This window comes from Actinoplanes sp. NPDC049548 (assembly GCF_040676695.1).
In the GTDB taxonomy this organism is placed as follows: domain Bacteria; phylum Actinomycetota; class Actinomycetes; order Mycobacteriales; family Micromonosporaceae; genus Actinoplanes.
Genome location: NZ_JBFAPM010000031.1, coordinates 13660 through 28378, shown reverse-complemented (window position 1 = coordinate 28378; position 14719 = coordinate 13660). Strand labels below are relative to the sequence as shown.

12 protein-coding genes are annotated in these 14719 nt (G+C 74.5%); 9 read left to right on the top strand and 3 right to left on the bottom strand.

Features of this window, described 5'->3' with window-relative positions; translation table 11 throughout:
* The first annotated feature begins 25 nt into the window (after positions 1–25).
* Genes AB0J80_RS35755 through AB0J80_RS35740 form a run of 4 tightly spaced genes read left to right on the top strand, consistent with a single transcriptional unit; the run spans position 26 to position 4414 of the window.
* On the top strand, positions 26–2077 hold the full coding sequence (locus AB0J80_RS35755; protein ID WP_364713934.1) for a VWA domain-containing protein: 2052 nt from the start codon (positions 26–28) through the stop codon (positions 2075–2077).
* On the top strand, positions 2077–2679 hold the full coding sequence (cobO, locus tag AB0J80_RS35750) for a cob(I)yrinic acid a,c-diamide adenosyltransferase (protein WP_364713933.1): 603 nt from the start codon (positions 2077–2079) through the stop codon (positions 2677–2679). Before AB0J80_RS35755 ends, cobO begins: the two co-directional genes overlap by 1 nt.
* Entirely contained in the window at positions 2673–4043 is a 1371-nt protein-coding gene (locus tag AB0J80_RS35745; protein WP_364713931.1) for a cobyrinate a,c-diamide synthase, read from the top strand. Before cobO ends, AB0J80_RS35745 begins: the two co-directional genes overlap by 7 nt.
* On the top strand, positions 4040–4414 hold the full coding sequence (locus AB0J80_RS35740; protein ID WP_364713929.1) for a cobalamin biosynthesis protein: 375 nt from the start codon (positions 4040–4042) through the stop codon (positions 4412–4414). Before AB0J80_RS35745 ends, AB0J80_RS35740 begins: the two co-directional genes overlap by 4 nt.
* 50 nt (positions 4415–4464) lie before the next feature.
* On the opposite strand, the gene AB0J80_RS35735 is transcribed toward AB0J80_RS35740, so the two are convergent.
* Positions 4465–5940 carry a glutamate--cysteine ligase gene (locus AB0J80_RS35735; RefSeq protein WP_364713928.1) on the bottom strand — a complete coding sequence of 492 codons (1476 nt, stop codon included), beginning with the start codon at positions 5938–5940 and terminating at the stop codon, positions 4465–4467.
* Positions 5941–6106: 166 nt separating this feature from the next.
* Here AB0J80_RS35735 and AB0J80_RS35730 point away from each other — a divergent pair, with 166 nt between their 5' ends.
* On the top strand, positions 6107–7369 hold the full coding sequence (locus AB0J80_RS35730) for an SGNH/GDSL hydrolase family protein (RefSeq protein ID WP_364713926.1): 1263 nt from the start codon (positions 6107–6109) through the stop codon (positions 7367–7369).
* A gap of 6 nt (positions 7370–7375) precedes the next feature.
* Here AB0J80_RS35730 and AB0J80_RS35725 read toward each other — a convergent pair whose 3' ends face one another.
* Complete coding sequence (locus tag AB0J80_RS35725) at positions 7376–7915, bottom strand: hypothetical protein (RefSeq protein WP_364713925.1); 540 nt, start codon at positions 7913–7915, stop codon at positions 7376–7378.
* Positions 7916–8042: 127 nt separating this feature from the next.
* Here AB0J80_RS35725 and AB0J80_RS35720 point away from each other — a divergent pair, with 127 nt between their 5' ends.
* Together AB0J80_RS35720 and AB0J80_RS35715 are read left to right on the top strand one after the other, a co-directional pair.
* Complete coding sequence (locus AB0J80_RS35720) at positions 8043–9164, top strand: Vms1/Ankzf1 family peptidyl-tRNA hydrolase (RefSeq protein ID WP_364713924.1); 1122 nt, start codon at positions 8043–8045, stop codon at positions 9162–9164.
* A 63-nt stretch (positions 9165–9227) separates the two neighbouring features.
* The gene (locus tag AB0J80_RS35715) at positions 9228–10181 is read left to right on the top strand and encodes an iron-containing redox enzyme family protein (protein WP_364713922.1); all 954 of its coding nucleotides are present in this window, start codon (positions 9228–9230) and stop codon (positions 10179–10181) included.
* 42 nt (positions 10182–10223) lie between these two features.
* Here AB0J80_RS35715 and AB0J80_RS35710 read toward each other — a convergent pair whose 3' ends face one another.
* Positions 10224–10475, bottom strand: coding sequence for a CDGSH iron-sulfur domain-containing protein (locus AB0J80_RS35710; protein WP_364713920.1), 252 nt, complete (start codon positions 10473–10475; stop codon positions 10224–10226).
* Between the two features lie 1246 nt (positions 10476–11721).
* Between AB0J80_RS35710 and AB0J80_RS35705 the strand changes: the two genes are divergently transcribed.
* Together AB0J80_RS35705 and AB0J80_RS35700 are read left to right on the top strand one after the other, a co-directional pair.
* Positions 11722–13332 (top strand): hypothetical protein, encoded by a 1611-nt coding sequence (locus AB0J80_RS35705; RefSeq protein ID WP_364713919.1) that lies wholly within the window; start codon positions 11722–11724, stop codon positions 13330–13332.
* 245 nt (positions 13333–13577) lie between these two features.
* Complete coding sequence (locus AB0J80_RS35700) at positions 13578–14717, top strand: SigB/SigF/SigG family RNA polymerase sigma factor (RefSeq protein ID WP_364713918.1); 1140 nt, start codon at positions 13578–13580, stop codon at positions 14715–14717.
* Positions 14718–14719: the final 2 nt, after the last annotated feature.

The following is a 14719-nucleotide window of genomic DNA, read 5'->3' as shown; positions in this document are numbered from 1 at the left end:
GGACACCCGCGGAAAGGACCCTGGCGTGACGCCGTACCCGTTCTCCGCCGTCGTCGGTCTCGACGATCTGCGCCTCGCCCTGCTGCTCACGGCCGTCTCGCCGGCCGTCGGCGGGGTGCTCGTCCGGGGGGAGAAGGGCACCGCCAAGAGCACCGTCGTGCGGGCGCTGGCCGCCCTGCTGCCCGAGGTCGACGTCGTCCGCGGGTGCCGCTTCGCGTGCGACCCGGCCGCCCCCGACCCCGGCTGCCCCGACGGACCGCACGAGCCCGGGGCCCCGCACGGGCACCGGCCCGCCACGCTGGTCGAGCTGCCGGTCGGCGCCACCGAGGACCGGGTCGTCGGCACCCTGGACATCCAGCGGGCGCTGGCCGACGGTATCAAGGCGTACGAGCCGGGCCTGCTGGCCGCCGCGCACCGGGGCGCGCTCTACGTCGACGAGGTGAACCTGCTTCCCGACCACCTGGTCGACCTGCTGCTGGACGCCGCGGCGATGGGCCGCGCGCACGTCGAGCGCGACGGGGTCTCGGTCAAGCACGCCGCCCGGTTCCTGCTGGTCGGCACGATGAACCCCGAGGAGGGCGAGCCGCGCCCGCAGCTCGTCGACCGGTTCGGGCTGGTCGTGACCGTGGCCGCGCCCCGCGACGCGGTGCAGCGGGCCGAGGTCGTGCGGCGGCGGCTGGCCTACGAGGCCGATCCCGGCGGTTTCGCGGCCCGCTTCGCCGCCGAGGAGACCGCGCTCGCGGCGCGCATCGTGGCGGCCCGCGCGGCCGTGCCGACGGTACGGCTGCCCGACGCGGAGCTGGACCGCATCGCGCGGGTGTGCCTGGCGTACGGGGTGGACGGCATGCGCGCCGACATCGTGGTGGCCCGGTGCGCGGTGGCGCTGGCCGCGTGGCACGGCCGGGAGGTGGTGACGGCCGGGGACGTGCGGGACGCCGCGCGCCTCGCCCTGCCGCACCGGCGCCGCAAGGATCCGCTCGACCCGCCCGGCACCGACGAGCAGCGGCTCGAGGAGGCGCTGCGGGAGGCCGGTGCGGACGATCCCGACGACGACCCGCCGCCGGACCCGGGCGGGGACCAGAACGGGCCGGACGACGGCCCCACCGGCCCCGGTCCCGGCGACGGGCAGGGTGCCGATCCGGCAGGGCGCCGGGACTCGTCCGGTGCAAGCCGGTCCTCCGGCCCGGTCGACCCGTCCCACCCTGGTGATTCGTCCGAACAGGCCGATTCGTCCCGCCCCGCGGACGGGACCGGCCCGGCGGACGGGACCGGCCCGGCGGATGCGACCCGCCCGGCCGTGGGTCAAGGGCAGCCCGCCCAGGCCGGGGCCGTCTACCGGCCGCGAACCCTGCGCATCGCCGCGCGCGGCGAGGGCGGGCACGCCGGCCGCCGCTCCCCGGCGTTCGCGCGCCGCGGCCGGGTGGTCGGCTCCCGCGTCCCGCGCGGCAAGCTCAGCGGCGCCCCGCACCTGCCGGCCACCCTGCGCGCCGCCCTGCACCGCGGCGGCGCCGGCGTCGAGCCCCGGGACCTCCGCGAGTCCGTGCACGTCGGCCGCGAGGCCAACCTCGTGCTGTTCGTGGTCGACGCCTCCGGGTCCATGGCGGCCCGCAAGCGGATGACCGTGGTCAAGACCGCGGTGCTGTCGCTGCTGCGCGACGCCTACCAGCGGCGCGACCGCATCGGCATGATCACGTTCCGGGGTTCCTCCGCCGAGCAGGTGCTGCCGCCCACCTCCAGCCACGAGGTCGGCGTGCTCCGGCTGGCGGGCCTGCGCACCGGTGGGCGTACGCCACTGGCCGCGGGCCTGCGCACGGCCGCCGCGACCATCGCCACCGAGCGCCGCCGCGACCCGCGCCGCCGGCCCCTGCTGGTCGTGGTCACCGACGGGCGTGCCACCAGCGGCGCCGACCCGGTGCTGCTCGCCCCCGCCCTGGCCGGGGTCGCCACGGTCGTCGTGGACTGCGAGTCCGGCCCGGTCCGGCTCGGGCTCGCCCGGCGGCTCGCGGCCGCCCTGGACGCCGATGTCATGCCCCTAGAGGCGCTCGCCGCCGACGGATCCCTGAGGAGGGCCGCCTGATGCCGCAGGGCCAGGTCACCACCGTCCCCGACGACGGGCTCACCACCCGCCAGCGCCGCCGCCAGGCCGTGCTGGCCGTCCACACCGGGCAGGGCAAGGGCAAGTCGACGGCCGCCTTCGGCATGGCCCTGCGGGCCTGGAACGCGGGCTGGCCGGTGGGCGTCTTCCAGTTCGTCAAGAGCGAGAAGTGGCGCGTCGGCGAGGAGGCCGCGCTCAAGGCCCTCGGCGAGGTGCCCGGGGGCGCGCCGGTCGCCTGGCACAAGATGGGCGAGGGCTGGTCGTGGATCCAGCGCGCCGGCACCGAGCGCGACCATGCCGCCGAGGCCGCCGAGGGCTGGGCGCAGATCAAACGCGACCTGGCGGCCGAGACCCACAAGTTCTACGTGCTCGACGAGTTCACCTACCCGATGAAGTGGGGCTGGGTCGACGTCGCCGACGTCGTCGCCACCCTGCGCAAGCGTCCCGGCGTGCAGCACGTCGTCATCACCGGCCGCGACGCGCATCCCGACCTGCTCGACGCCGCCGACCTCGTCACCGAGATGACGAAGGTGAAGCATCCGATGGACGCGGGCCGCAAGGGTCAGCGGGGCATCGAGTGGTGAGCGTCCCGCGGATCGTCATCGCCGCCCCCGCCTCCGGGCACGGCAAGACGACGGTCGCGACGGGACTGCTGGCGGCGTACGCGAAAAGGGGTTTGTCGGTCGCGCCCTTCAAGGTGGGGCCGGACTACATCGATCCCGGCTACCACGCGCTCGCCGCCGGGCGCCCGGGGCGCAACCTGGACCCGGTCATGGTAGGCGAGGACCGGATCGGGCCGCTGTTCGCGCACGGCTCGGCGGGCACCGACCTCGCCGTGGTCGAGGGGGTGATGGGGCTCTACGACGGCCGGACGGGCGCCGGCGACACCGGTTCGACCGCGCAGGTGGCCGGCCTGCTCGACGCGCCGGTCGTGCTGGTGGTCAACGCCGCCGCGCAGGGCCGGTCGGTCGCCGCTCTGGTGCACGGTTTCCGCAGCTTCGGCACCGTGCGGCTGGGCGGCGTGATCCTCAACCAGGTCGGTTCGGACCGGCACGAGGCGCTGTTGCGCGAGGCCTGCGAGGAGGTCGGCACGCCGGTGCTCGGGGCGATGCGCCGCGCCGCTGCCGTCGAGGCCCCCTCCCGGCACCTCGGCTTGGTGCCGGCCGCCGAACGCCGGGCCGAGGCGCTGGCCTCCGTGGATGCGCTCGCGGGGCTGGTGGAGTCCTCGGTGGACCTCGACGCGGTCCTGGCGCTCGCCCGCTCCGCACCCTCGCTCGCGGCGACGCCGTGGACCCCCGCCGCGCGCGAGCCGGTGCCAGGCCGTCCGGTGGTCGCGCTCGCCGGCGGGCCGGCCTTCACCTTCGCGTATGCGGAGACGGCCGAGCTGCTCACCGGCGCCGGCGCGGAGGTCGTGGTGGTGGACCCGCTGCGCGACGAGGCCCTGCCGGCGGGCACGCGGGCACTGGTCGTCGGCGGCGGCTTCCCCGAGGTGTACGCCGCCGAGCTGTCCGCCAACGAGCCCCTGCGCCGCGCGGTGGCGTCGGCGGCCGCGGCCGGTACGCCGATCGTCGCCGAATGCGCGGGCCTGCTCTGGCTCTGCCGCAGCCTCGACGGCGCCCCGATGTGCGGCGTCCTGGACGCGGAGGCGGCGATGACCCCGTCCCTGACCCTGGGCTACCGCGACGCGGTGGCGCTGTCGGACAGCCCGCTGCTGCCGGCGGGCTCCCGCATCACCGGCCACGAGTTCCACCGTACGACCGTGCACCCGCGCTCGGGCCTGCTGCTGGAGCCGGCCGGGGGAGCGGCCTGGGCCTGGCGGGGCGCCGACCCGGAGGGCTTCGCGACGCCGTCCCTGCACGCCTCCTACCTGCACCTGCACTGGGCCGCCGACGAGGCGATCGCGCACCGGGTGGTGACGGCCGCCGCGAACGTGCCCGCCGCGGCGTGACGGTCGTCGTCGGGATCGGTGCGCGAGCCGCTGCGGCTCTGTCCGATCTGGAGGCCGCCGTGGACGTCGCCCTCGGCCTTGCGGGGGTGTCCGCGGCCGACGTCGCCGCGGTGGCGACCCTGGACCGGCGGGCGTCGCTGCTCGAGCCGTTCGCGCGCCGGCGCAGCTGGCCGCTCGTCGTCTTCCCTCCGGAGCGGCTGGCGATGGTTGCGGTGCCCCGTCCGTCGGCCCGGGTCGCGGCGGCGGTGGGGGTGCCGAGCGTCGCCGAGGCCGCGGCCCTGGCCGCGGCCGGGCCGGGTGCGCGGTTGCTGGTCCCGAAGGAAGTTCTGCACGGCGTCACCGTCGCGATCGCCGCTGCTGGACGTGGCTGAGCTCTGCGACCGCGGCGGCTAGGTCACGTTCCTCCGTAGGTGATCAGGGCTCACGGCAGCGGCCATTCGTGGACCGGCACGTTCTCGTGCATCGGGGGAAGGTAGCGGCGCAGCATCTCGTGCAGAGCGTCCTGCCGGTCCATGCCGTCGCCCTCGAGGGCGTGCAGGGTCTCGACCTGCCAGGTGGCGCCGTTGCGGCCGGTGAGGCAGCGCTGCTCGATGATGCCGAGCAACCGCTCGCGCTCCTTGCGGGAGACGCCCCACTTCTCCAGGCCCTCGTGGGCCAGCGGCAGCAGCCGGCGCAGCACGAGCTCCGAGACGGGCACGTAGCCGAGCCCGGGCCAGAAAACGGACGCCGCGATGCCGTGCCGCGCGCACGAGTGAAAATTCTCCTCGGCGGCGCTGAACGACATCTGCGTCCAGATGGGACGCTCGGCCTCGGCCAGCATGCGGACGAGGCCGTAGTAGAAGGCGCCGTTGGCCACCGTGTCCACGACGGTCGGGCCGGCCGGCAGCACCCTGTTCTCCACGCGCAGGTGCGGGCGGTCCTTGACCACCGCGTAGATCGGCCGGTTCCAGCGGTAGACCGTGCCGTTGTGCAGCCGCAGCTCGCTCAGCTGCGGGATGTCGCCGCTCTCCAGGATCTGCTCCGGGTCCTCGTCGTCGCAGATCGGCAGCAGCGCCGGGAAGTAGCGGACGTTCTCCTCGAACAGGTCGAAGACCGAGGTGATCCAGCGTTCGCCGAACCAGACCCGCGGGCGTACGCCCTGGGCCCGGATCTCCTCCGAGCGGGTGTCGGTCGCCTGCTCGAACAGCGGGATGCGGGTCTCGCGCCACAGCTCCCGCCCGAACAGCAGCGGCGAGTTGGCACCGAGGGCCACCTGGACGCCGGCGACGACCTGCGCGGCGTTCCAGTACGCGGCGAACTGCGCCGGACTCACCTGGAGGTGGAACTGGGTGCTGGTGCACGCCGCCTCGGGCGCGATCGTGTCGGTGGTGACGGCGAGCCGGTCGATGCCGTCGATGCGGATGTCGAGATCCTCGCCGCGGGCCGCGAAGATCTGCTCGTTGAGCAACGCGTAGCGCGGGTTGGCGGACAGCGCCTCCGCGGTCAGGTGCTCCTTACGCAGCGTCGGCAGGATGCCGATCATCACCATGTGCGCCCCGGTCCGGCGGGCGTGCTCCTCGGCGCTGTTGAGGCTGGCCCGCAGCTCGCGTTCCAGGTCGGCGTTCTCGTCGCCGGCCAGCCGCCGCGGCGCCACGTTGATCTCGACGTTGAACTGGCCCAGCTCGGTCTGGAAGTCGGGGTCCTCCAGCGCGGCCAGCACCTCGGCGTTGCGCATCGCCGGGTCGGCGTTGCCGTCGACGAGGTTCAGCTCGATCTCCATGCCGGTCAGCGGCCGCTCGAACTCGAACCGGGACTCCCGCAGCATCGACGCGAAGACGTCGAGGCTCCGGCGGATCTTCTGCCGGTACCTCGTCCGGTCCTCGCGGCTGAACTCCCGGCTCTCGACCTCTTCGCCCACCGCGCACCGCCCTTCCGTGAGCCCACTCCTATGATCTGCCAGTCCGCCTCGCGGCGCACCATTCACGTGCCCTTTTCCCGGCCTCCGCAATCGCCGTGGCGCCTTTACAGATGTCGTTAATACATCGAAACTGATCGTTGTCCTGATCGGTGTGGGGGAGGCAATGATGCGCAGGATTTCCCGGATCGCCGCGGCATCCGTGCTGCTGGTCGCCGCGGCCGCGGCGCCCGCGGACGCGGGGCTACGCGGGCCCGCCTGGACGACGGCGTGGGCGACCGCTCCGGCCGCCGCGGTCTCGGGCGTGGAACAGGGGTACGCGGGCTTCACCATCCGCAACGTCGTCCACACCACGACCGGCGGTGCCGGCGTCCGCATCCACCTGTCGAACCGGTTCGGCACGCAACCGGTGCTGATGGGCCACGTCACCGTGGCGGTCTCCGCGCACAGCGGTGGCCGACGCGACGGCACGATCGACCCCAGCGACGGCTCCGCCCGGCCCGGCACCCTGCGCACCGTGCTCTTCCACGGCCGTCCGTCGATCACCGTCCCGGCCCGCGCCGAGGTGATCAGCGATCCCGTGGCGCTGCCCGTACCCGCCGACCAGGATCTGCTCGTCAGCACCTGGACGCCGCAGCCGTCCGGCACCGTCACCTACCACCCGGCCGCGATGCAGGACTCGTTCTTCAGCCGCGGGCCGGCCGACCACGCGGGTGAGGAGAGCGCCGCCGCGTTCGGTGAGACCACGCGGGTCTGGCACTACGTCAACGGCGTCGACGTCTCCGGCGGGCCGGGTACGGTGGTGGCGCTGGGCGACTCCATCACCGACGGCGTCACGTCGACGTGGGGAGCCAACCGGCGGTGGACCGACTACCTCGCCGCCCGGCTCGCGACCAGCCCGGTGCCCGACTACGGCGTCGCCAACTCCGGCATCAGCGGCAACCGGATCCTGCTGGACAGCAACGCGCCGAACTACACGATCTACAGCACCTTCGGCGTCAGCGCGCTGGCCCGGCTCGACTGGGACGTGCTGGAGCGGGCCGGGGCGCGGACGGTGATCGTCTTCGAGGGCATCAACGACATCCAGCAGACCCCGCACCAGGACGACCCGGAGCAGATCATCGCCGGGCTGGCGCAGATCTCCGCCCAGGCTCACGACCGCGGGCTGCGCGTCGTGGGCGCCACCATCATGGCGTGGAAGGGCTGGGGATCCTGGACGCCGGAGCTCGAACGCACGCGCGTCGCGGTCAACGAGTGGATCCGGGCGGGCGGCGACGGGACGCTGGACGGCCTCGCCGACTTCGACGCCGCCACCCGCGATCCCGCCGACCCGCAGCGGCTCCTGCCGGCGTACGACAGCGGGGACCACCTGCACCCGAACGACGCCGGCGACCGGGCGATGGCCGCGGTGGTCCCGCTGTCGCGGCTCTGACGCGCCTCAGCTGATCCAGGCCGTCGCCACGGCGGTCGCCACGACGAGGCCCAGCACGGCCTGGATCAGCAACGCCGGGCCGAGGTGCGACCACAGCGTCGGGATCCGCGGCGTGTACGGCTGCAGCGTCTCGAGGTTGAGGACCTGCCGCAGTTTCACCGGCAGGTCCGGGTCCTTCTGCGGGACCGTCCGCACCTGCACGAGATCGCCGCGGTGCAGCGCCGACTGGGGGAGTTGGCCGTGCATCTCGATCTCGTACGTCTGCCCGAGGTCGTCGCGCAGCCGCAGCGGCGTGACGAGGTACTCGGGTCCCTTCTTGAGGTCCTTGAACTTGCGTCGCGCGCCGCGGCCGCCGCTGCGGAGAACCGCGAGCACCAGCGCGCCGAGCGCCTGAGCGATCGACGCCGTCACGAACACGGCGATGAGCAGCGGTTGCCCGACCCTGACCTCGCGGGTGTACGAGGCGCGGAAGCCGAGGAACCGCCCGGTGACGACCGGACCGGCATGCCGGAGGATCCGCTCGCGGTACAGCTCGGTCTCATCCATGGGGATCACCTCCTGGGGATGACCTCATGGTACGAAGAGCGAAGTTGTAACCACAGTGAGTGAATTTCGCGACTCACGGTTCGCGCCTCGCACGTGCAAAGCCCCGCAGATCGGGTACGCGGCCGCCATGGACCTTTCGTATCTTCGTCCCCTCTACGACCACCCGGGACCGTGGGTGTCGGTGTACCTCGACGCCACCCGTGCCGAGGAGAACGCCGAGCACCAGGTCGAGCTGCGCTGGCGGGCCCTGCGCGCCGACCTCGAGAGCCAGGGCGCCGACGCCGCCACGCTCGACGCCGTCGCGGCCGCGGTCCAGGACCACCCGTACCAGCCGGGACGCTACGGCGTGGCGGTCTTCGCCACCGAGGGAGAGGTGGCGCTCTTCGAGACGCTGCCCGCGCCGCCGGCGACCGACGAGGCCGCGTACGGGCCGCTGCCGCACGCCATGCCGCTCGTGGCCCAGCGCGGCGAGGAGATCCCGTACGTGACAGTGCTCTCCGACCGCACCGGCGCCGACGTCACCGGGCTGGCCGTCGGCGGCGTACCCCGCCACCGGGAGGTCAAGGGCGGCGAGAGTTTCCCCCTGCGCAAGGTGAACGCGGGCGGCTGGTCACACCGGCGTTACCAGCAGGCCGCCGAGGAGACGTGGAAGCGCAACGCCGGCGACGTCGCCGCTGCCGCCACCGAACTGGCCCAGGCCGTGGGCGCCGAGGTGATCGTCGTGGGCGGCGACGCCCGGACCAACCCCCTCGTCGCCGAACGCCTGCCCCTGCGCTGGCGCGAACGCGTCGTGGTCACCGACGCCGGCACCCGGCACCGCGACGGCGAGGAACACTTCGACGACATGACCGTCCAGGCCATCGCCGAGGTGGCCGATCGCCACGTCCGCGACGCGGTGGACCGCTACAACGCCCAGCGCGGCGACGGCACCGCCGGCACCGGCCTCGCCGACGTCGTCACCCGGCTGCAGCGCGGCCAGGCCGACACGGTGCTGCTCGTCAACGACGCCTCGTCCACCGACGAGCTCTGGATCGGGCCCGGCGACCCCAGCCTCGTCGCCGTCGACCAGCAGGAGCTGCGCGAGTCCGGCATCAACGACCCCCGCAAGGTCCGCGCCGACGCCGCGCTGCTGCGGGCCATCGTCGGCACCGACGCCGAGCTCGTCCTCGTCGGACCGGGCGACGTCGAGCTGGAGCACGGCATCGGGGCGATCCTGCGCTACGCCGACGGAGCATCGGCCGCCTCGTGATCGTTTGGGAGGGAACGGACCGGGAATCCCTCCGGTCCGTTCCTCTCGACCAGGAAGTGGCGCATGAAGCTTCCCTCGCCCCGAGGCCCCCTGTCGGACGCCGTGACCACCGCGCTGGCCCAGGCGCCGCACGACTTCCCGGCCGGTGACCCCGACACGGACGACGACCTGCACACGAGCCTGTTCATCCTCTACGAGCTGCACTACCGCGGCTGGGACGGCGTCGACGACACCTGGGAATGGCATCCGGGCCTGCTCGCCCTGCGCGCCCGGCTGGAGGCGGCCTTCGAGGCGGAGCTGCGGCGGCTGCCCGTACCCGAGGACACCGACGACGTCCCGCACGCGCTCATCGCCATGACCCGGGAGTCCGGCGGCCCGTCGCTGTCCGGCTACATCCGCGGCCGCGCCACCTACGAGCAGTTCCGCGAGTTCGCCACCCACCGCTCCGTCTACCACCTGCGCGAGGCGGACCCCCACACCTTCGCGATCCCCCGGCTCGGCGGCCGGGCCAAGGCCGCCCTCATCGAGGTCCAGATCGACGAGTACGGCGGGGGCACGGTCGGCCGCATGCACCAGGAGATGTTCAAGGGCACGATGACCGCGCTCGGCCTCGACACCACGTACGGGGCCTACGTGGACGTCGTGCCCTGGCAGACGCTCGCCAACAACAACCTCATGTCACTGTTCGGGCTGCACCGGCGGCTGCGCGGGGCGTTGCTCGGGCACCTGGCGGCGTACGAGATGACCTCGACCGGGCCGAACCGCGCGTACGGCAACGGCCTGCGCCGCCTCGGCGGCGACGAGAACGCCACCCGTTTCTACGACGAGCACGTGGAGGCGGACGCGGTCCACGAACAGATCGCGGCCTTCGACATGTGCGGCTCGTTCTGCAAGGCCGAGCCGGAGCTCGCCGCGGACGTGCTGTTCGGCGCCCGCTGCGTGCTGACGATGGAGGACCGCTGGGCCGAGTACGTGCTGTCCCGCTGGGAGGCGGGGGAGTCGTCCCTGCGCAGCTGACCGGGCCGAGGGGTGGCCTGCCGGTCGCCCCTCGCCCGCTCGTCAGGTGTCGCGCGGGGCCGGCACGTCGCGGCCGGTGCCGGCGCGGAACCCGATGGCCTTGTGCGTACCGTCGCAGAACGGTTTGATCGCCGACTTGCCGCACCGGCAGAGCGCGACCGTCCTGCGCCCCGGCTCGATCACCTGGCCGTCCGGGGTCCGCAACGTGAAGTCGCCGCGCACGAGCAACGGCCCGTCCTCGTACGGGACCACGACCGCACCACCCTCATCAGCCCGCTCCGCCGCACCACTCATGCCGCAGCGCATGCCCGCGAGCCGCCGCCGGGAAACCCGCGCCCACCCGTGGGTCTACCGATTGTGCGAAAGCGACCCGGAGCTGCCCGGTTCACGGTGAACTGGACGGTGAACGCCTGTCGCAGGCGAGCTACGGGGGTGGGACGGCATGGCCTTGACCGGTATGAACTACATCAACCCGGACAGTGTCCTGGCACGCACGGCCTGGGAGATGGTCCAGGCCCACGCGGGCGGCCGCGGCCCGCACAACGGCATCACGATCTGCCCGGTCTGCGGAGAACCCCTGCCCTGCACCGCGGGCCTCGCCGCCGCAGAAGTGGTCGAAGCGGCCGGCCTCGCCGAATCCTCCGGCCTGATCGCGGCGGCCCGCGGCGGCCCCGGCGGCTCCCCCCTCGGCCTCCCGGCGGCCGCGATCCAGGAGGCCACCGTCGCCCTCGACCCGCCGCCCTCCTCTGCGGCGCCCGCCTTCCCGCCCGCCTCGTCACCCCGCTCGGGGCCGCCGTCCGCCCAGGGGCCCGGGCCGTCGTTCGCCACACCGCCGTCCTTCCCCCCTCCGCCGGAGCCGCTGCGCGAACCGGTGTACGTCGATCCGTCCCCCTCGGGCCCGGACTTCGCGTCGCCGAACCCGCCACCCTCCGCCCCGGGTCCGTCCGCTGCGCCGCCCGCTTCCGGCCTGTCGGCTGCGCCGCCTGCTCCCGGTTTGTCCGGTCCGTCGGGTGCCTCGGGTCTGTCCGCTGCGCCGCCTGCTCCGGCTTCGTCCGGCCTGTCGCCTGCGGGCGGCGCGGCCATGCCTCCGGGCCGCCCGGGGCCGGCCATGCCGCCGGCGGGCGGTCCTTCCGTCCCGCCCGCCGCTCCGAGCCAGTTCGCCTCGCCGGCGGACCCGGGCCGGTTTGCTTCAGCGGCTTCCTCGGGGCTGTCCGCTTCACCGCCGGCCCCGCACGCCCCCGTGCCTCCGGCAACTTCCGGGCGGACTGCGCCGCCCGCCGCCTACCCGCCGCCGGGTGGATCCGGCCTGTCCACGCCCCCACCCGCTCCCGGCTCGGTGGCACCGCCGCCCCCTGCCGGGCCGCTGTCGTCACCCGCGTCCGCCTCACCGACGCCTCCTCCTTCGGGCCTGACGGGTCCTTCGGGCCTGACGCCGCCCACTGCGTCCGCGCCGTCCGGCGTGACGCCTCCGCCTACCGCGTCCGGTCTGACGCCTCCGCCCGCTGCGTCCGGTCTGACGCCTCCGCCCGCTCCTTCCGGGATGACGCCTCCGGCCTTTTCCTCCGGGCTGACGCCGCAGCCTGCGGGATCCGGTTCGCCGACTGCGCCGCCGGCCGACGGCGCCCGTGCGCCGCTCGCGCCGCCGTCCTTCGAGCGTCCGGAGGCACGCCCGGACAGCGAACCCTCCGGCCTGTCCTTCTCGCCGCCCTCGCCGAGCCCCGGCCTGGGCGCGGACCCGGGCCTGCACCCGTCTCCGCAGCCGCCCGCCGAGCAGGCCGGTCTCCCCGGCGCCCCGGCTCCGGCGGGCTGGCCGCCCGCCGCGGATTCCCCGCACAACGGCGTGCACGCGCCGGGCTCCCGGCCGTCGCCGCCGCAGCAGGAGAACCACCGGCAGATCCCGGACGTCGACCCGCTTCTGCTGGGCCCGCCGCTGTTCATCCAGCAGAACCGCCCGCTGGATGCGCCGCGCTTCACCCCGTCGCGCCCTCACGAGCCGTTGGTCTCGCCCTACCACCCGGGCGAGGCGCCGCCGGTCAAGCCCTTCCACCCGGCCGGCTTCGACCCGTCCTCAGCGAACGGGGCGTCCGACCCCGCGGCGGCTCCCGAGGCCGCTGAGCCCACGCCCGACGCCGCACCCCTCGCGCAGTCCGCCTCGTCCAGCCTGTCGCAGACCGCCCCGCCCTCCGGCATCGCGCCGGCGTCCCCTGCTGTGGACTCATCGCAGGGCACCTCGGCGTCCGGTCTCCCGCAGACGGCGCCGGCATCCGGTCTTCCGCAGGTGGCCGGCATGTCCGCTCCCGTGCCGGCCGCATCCCAGGACCCGCAGTCCGGCCTTTCGCAGGGCGCCGCGGCCTCCGGTCTCTCGCAGGCGGCCTCCGGCCTCTCGGCGGCTTCCGGTCTTTCGCAGGGTGCTCCGGCTTCGGGTCTTTCGCAGGGAGTTCCGGCTCCGGGCCTCGCGCAGCCGGCTTCTGGCCTGTCCGCGGCCCAGTCAGGTTCGGGTCTCCCGCAGTCGGCGTCGGGTCTACCGCAGCCGGCCGCTCCGGCAGCCGCCGGCTCGGGAGCCGCCACCCCGCAGCCGACGCCTCCCACCGCGTCGAGCGTCTCGGCGGCCGAGAGCGCATTCCGCAGGGCCGCCCCGGCGGCACGGACGCGGCCGCCGCTCGAGCCGCCGCAGATGGGCCAGGTCAACCGTCCGGCCGGCGGCGCGGAACCCGCAACCCCACCCGCACCGAAGCCCGCCGCCGCGCCGTCGGGTCTCGGCCAGCCGGGTGTGGGGCCGTCAGGCCTTGGTCAGCCGGGTGCGGCGCCGTCGGGTCTCGGTCAGCCGGGTGCGGCGCCGTCGGGACTGGGCCGGCCCGGTGCGGGGCCGTCGGGCCTGGGTGAGGCTGGAGCTGCGTCCTCGGGTCTGGGAAGGGCCGCCGCCGGTCAGGAGCCGGCGGCGCGGCCCAAGCGCCCGCCGCTCGAGCCGCCGCAGATGGGTCAGATGAACCGCCCGATGGAGCCCGCCGCGGCCCCGCCGCCGAGCGCTCCCTCGGGCCTGTCGCAGCGTCCGTCGCCGACCGGCGAGCCGGCGCAGGCACCCCCCGCCTGGGAGGCACCTCGCACCGACGACGAGGCGCCGAGCGGACTCCCACCTCGCCCGCAGCAGTAGCGGGTACGACACGATGACGCCACGGCGTGAGAAATGGCGACGCCTAACGTGCCCGGACGTACACTGAGCGTCACCATTTCGGTCGATGTGTTTAGGTCCGGTGTGCCCGGGCACTAGCTCGGCGACAACGAATGACTCGGGGCGGGCAACGGGGGTCGTTCGCCATAGATCGCCGTACGGGGATTCCCCGGGCGGCATGCCTTGCGTGGGGGCGCGGAGTTCCGCGCCGGTCTAGGGGGATCAGCATGCCCGCACAGGACGAAGCGCAGACCCGCGTACTGGAAGATCTCGATGCCGCCGCGCTCCACTACGCGACGCGGATGGCCGAGGCCTCGGGCGCGGAGCGGACCGCCCTGCGGGATGAGCTCACCCGGACCTGCCTGCCGTTCGCCGGGCGCATGGCCCGCCGCTACCGGGGCCGGGGCGAGTCGCTGGAGGACCTCGAGCAGGTCGCGCGGCTGGGCCTCGTCAAGGCGATCGACCGGTACGACCCCGAGCGCGGCTCCTTCACGGCGTACGCGGTCATCACGATCTCCGGTGAGATCAAGCGGCACTTCCGCGACCGGACCTGGGGTGTTCATGTGCCGCGGCGGATCCAGGACCTGAGCCTGGAGGTCGGGCACGCCTCGATGGTGCTGACCACCGAGCTGTCGCGCACGCCGACTCCGGCCGAGCTCGCCGAGCGGCTGAAGGTGACCGAGGCGGCCGTGCTGGAGGCGCTGGAGTCCGCGGCCGGCTACTCGCCCTCGTCGCTGAACGCGCCGGCCGGCGGGGATGGTGCCGCGGAGTTCGGCGACCTGCTCGGCGACCACGACAGCGACCTCGAGATGGTCGACGACAAGCTCACCGTCGCCGGGCTGCTGCTGCGGCTGCCCGCCCGCGAGCGGCGGATGCTGGCGATGCGGTTCTACGGCAACCGCACCCAGGCCGAGATCGCCGCCGAGCTGGGCATCTCGCAGATGCACGTGTCCCGGCTGCTCAGCCGTTCGCTCGCCTGGCTGCGGGAGGCGATGCTCAGCGATGCGCTGCCGCGCTGGGAGGGTGCCGGCGGGGCCGTCGACGCCCACGGCATGCAGGTCAGCGTGCAGCGCGGCGGTGGCGTGGTCACCGTACGGGTGCAGGGCGAGGTCGACCGGGACACCGCGGAGCGGCTGCGGACCTCGCTGCGGCATGCGATCTCCTCGGCCCGCGGCGACCGGATGGTGATCGACCTGGCCGGTGTTCCCCTGGTGGATGCGGCCGGCGTCGCCGTGCTGCTGGATGCCGCGTCGGCGGCGGCGGTCGCCGATGCCGAGCTGACCCTCACCGGCGCTCAGCCGTACGTCGCCCGCATCCTCGGCGTGTCGGGCCTGCAGAATCTCCTGGATCTCCGCGGCGAGGGCTGACC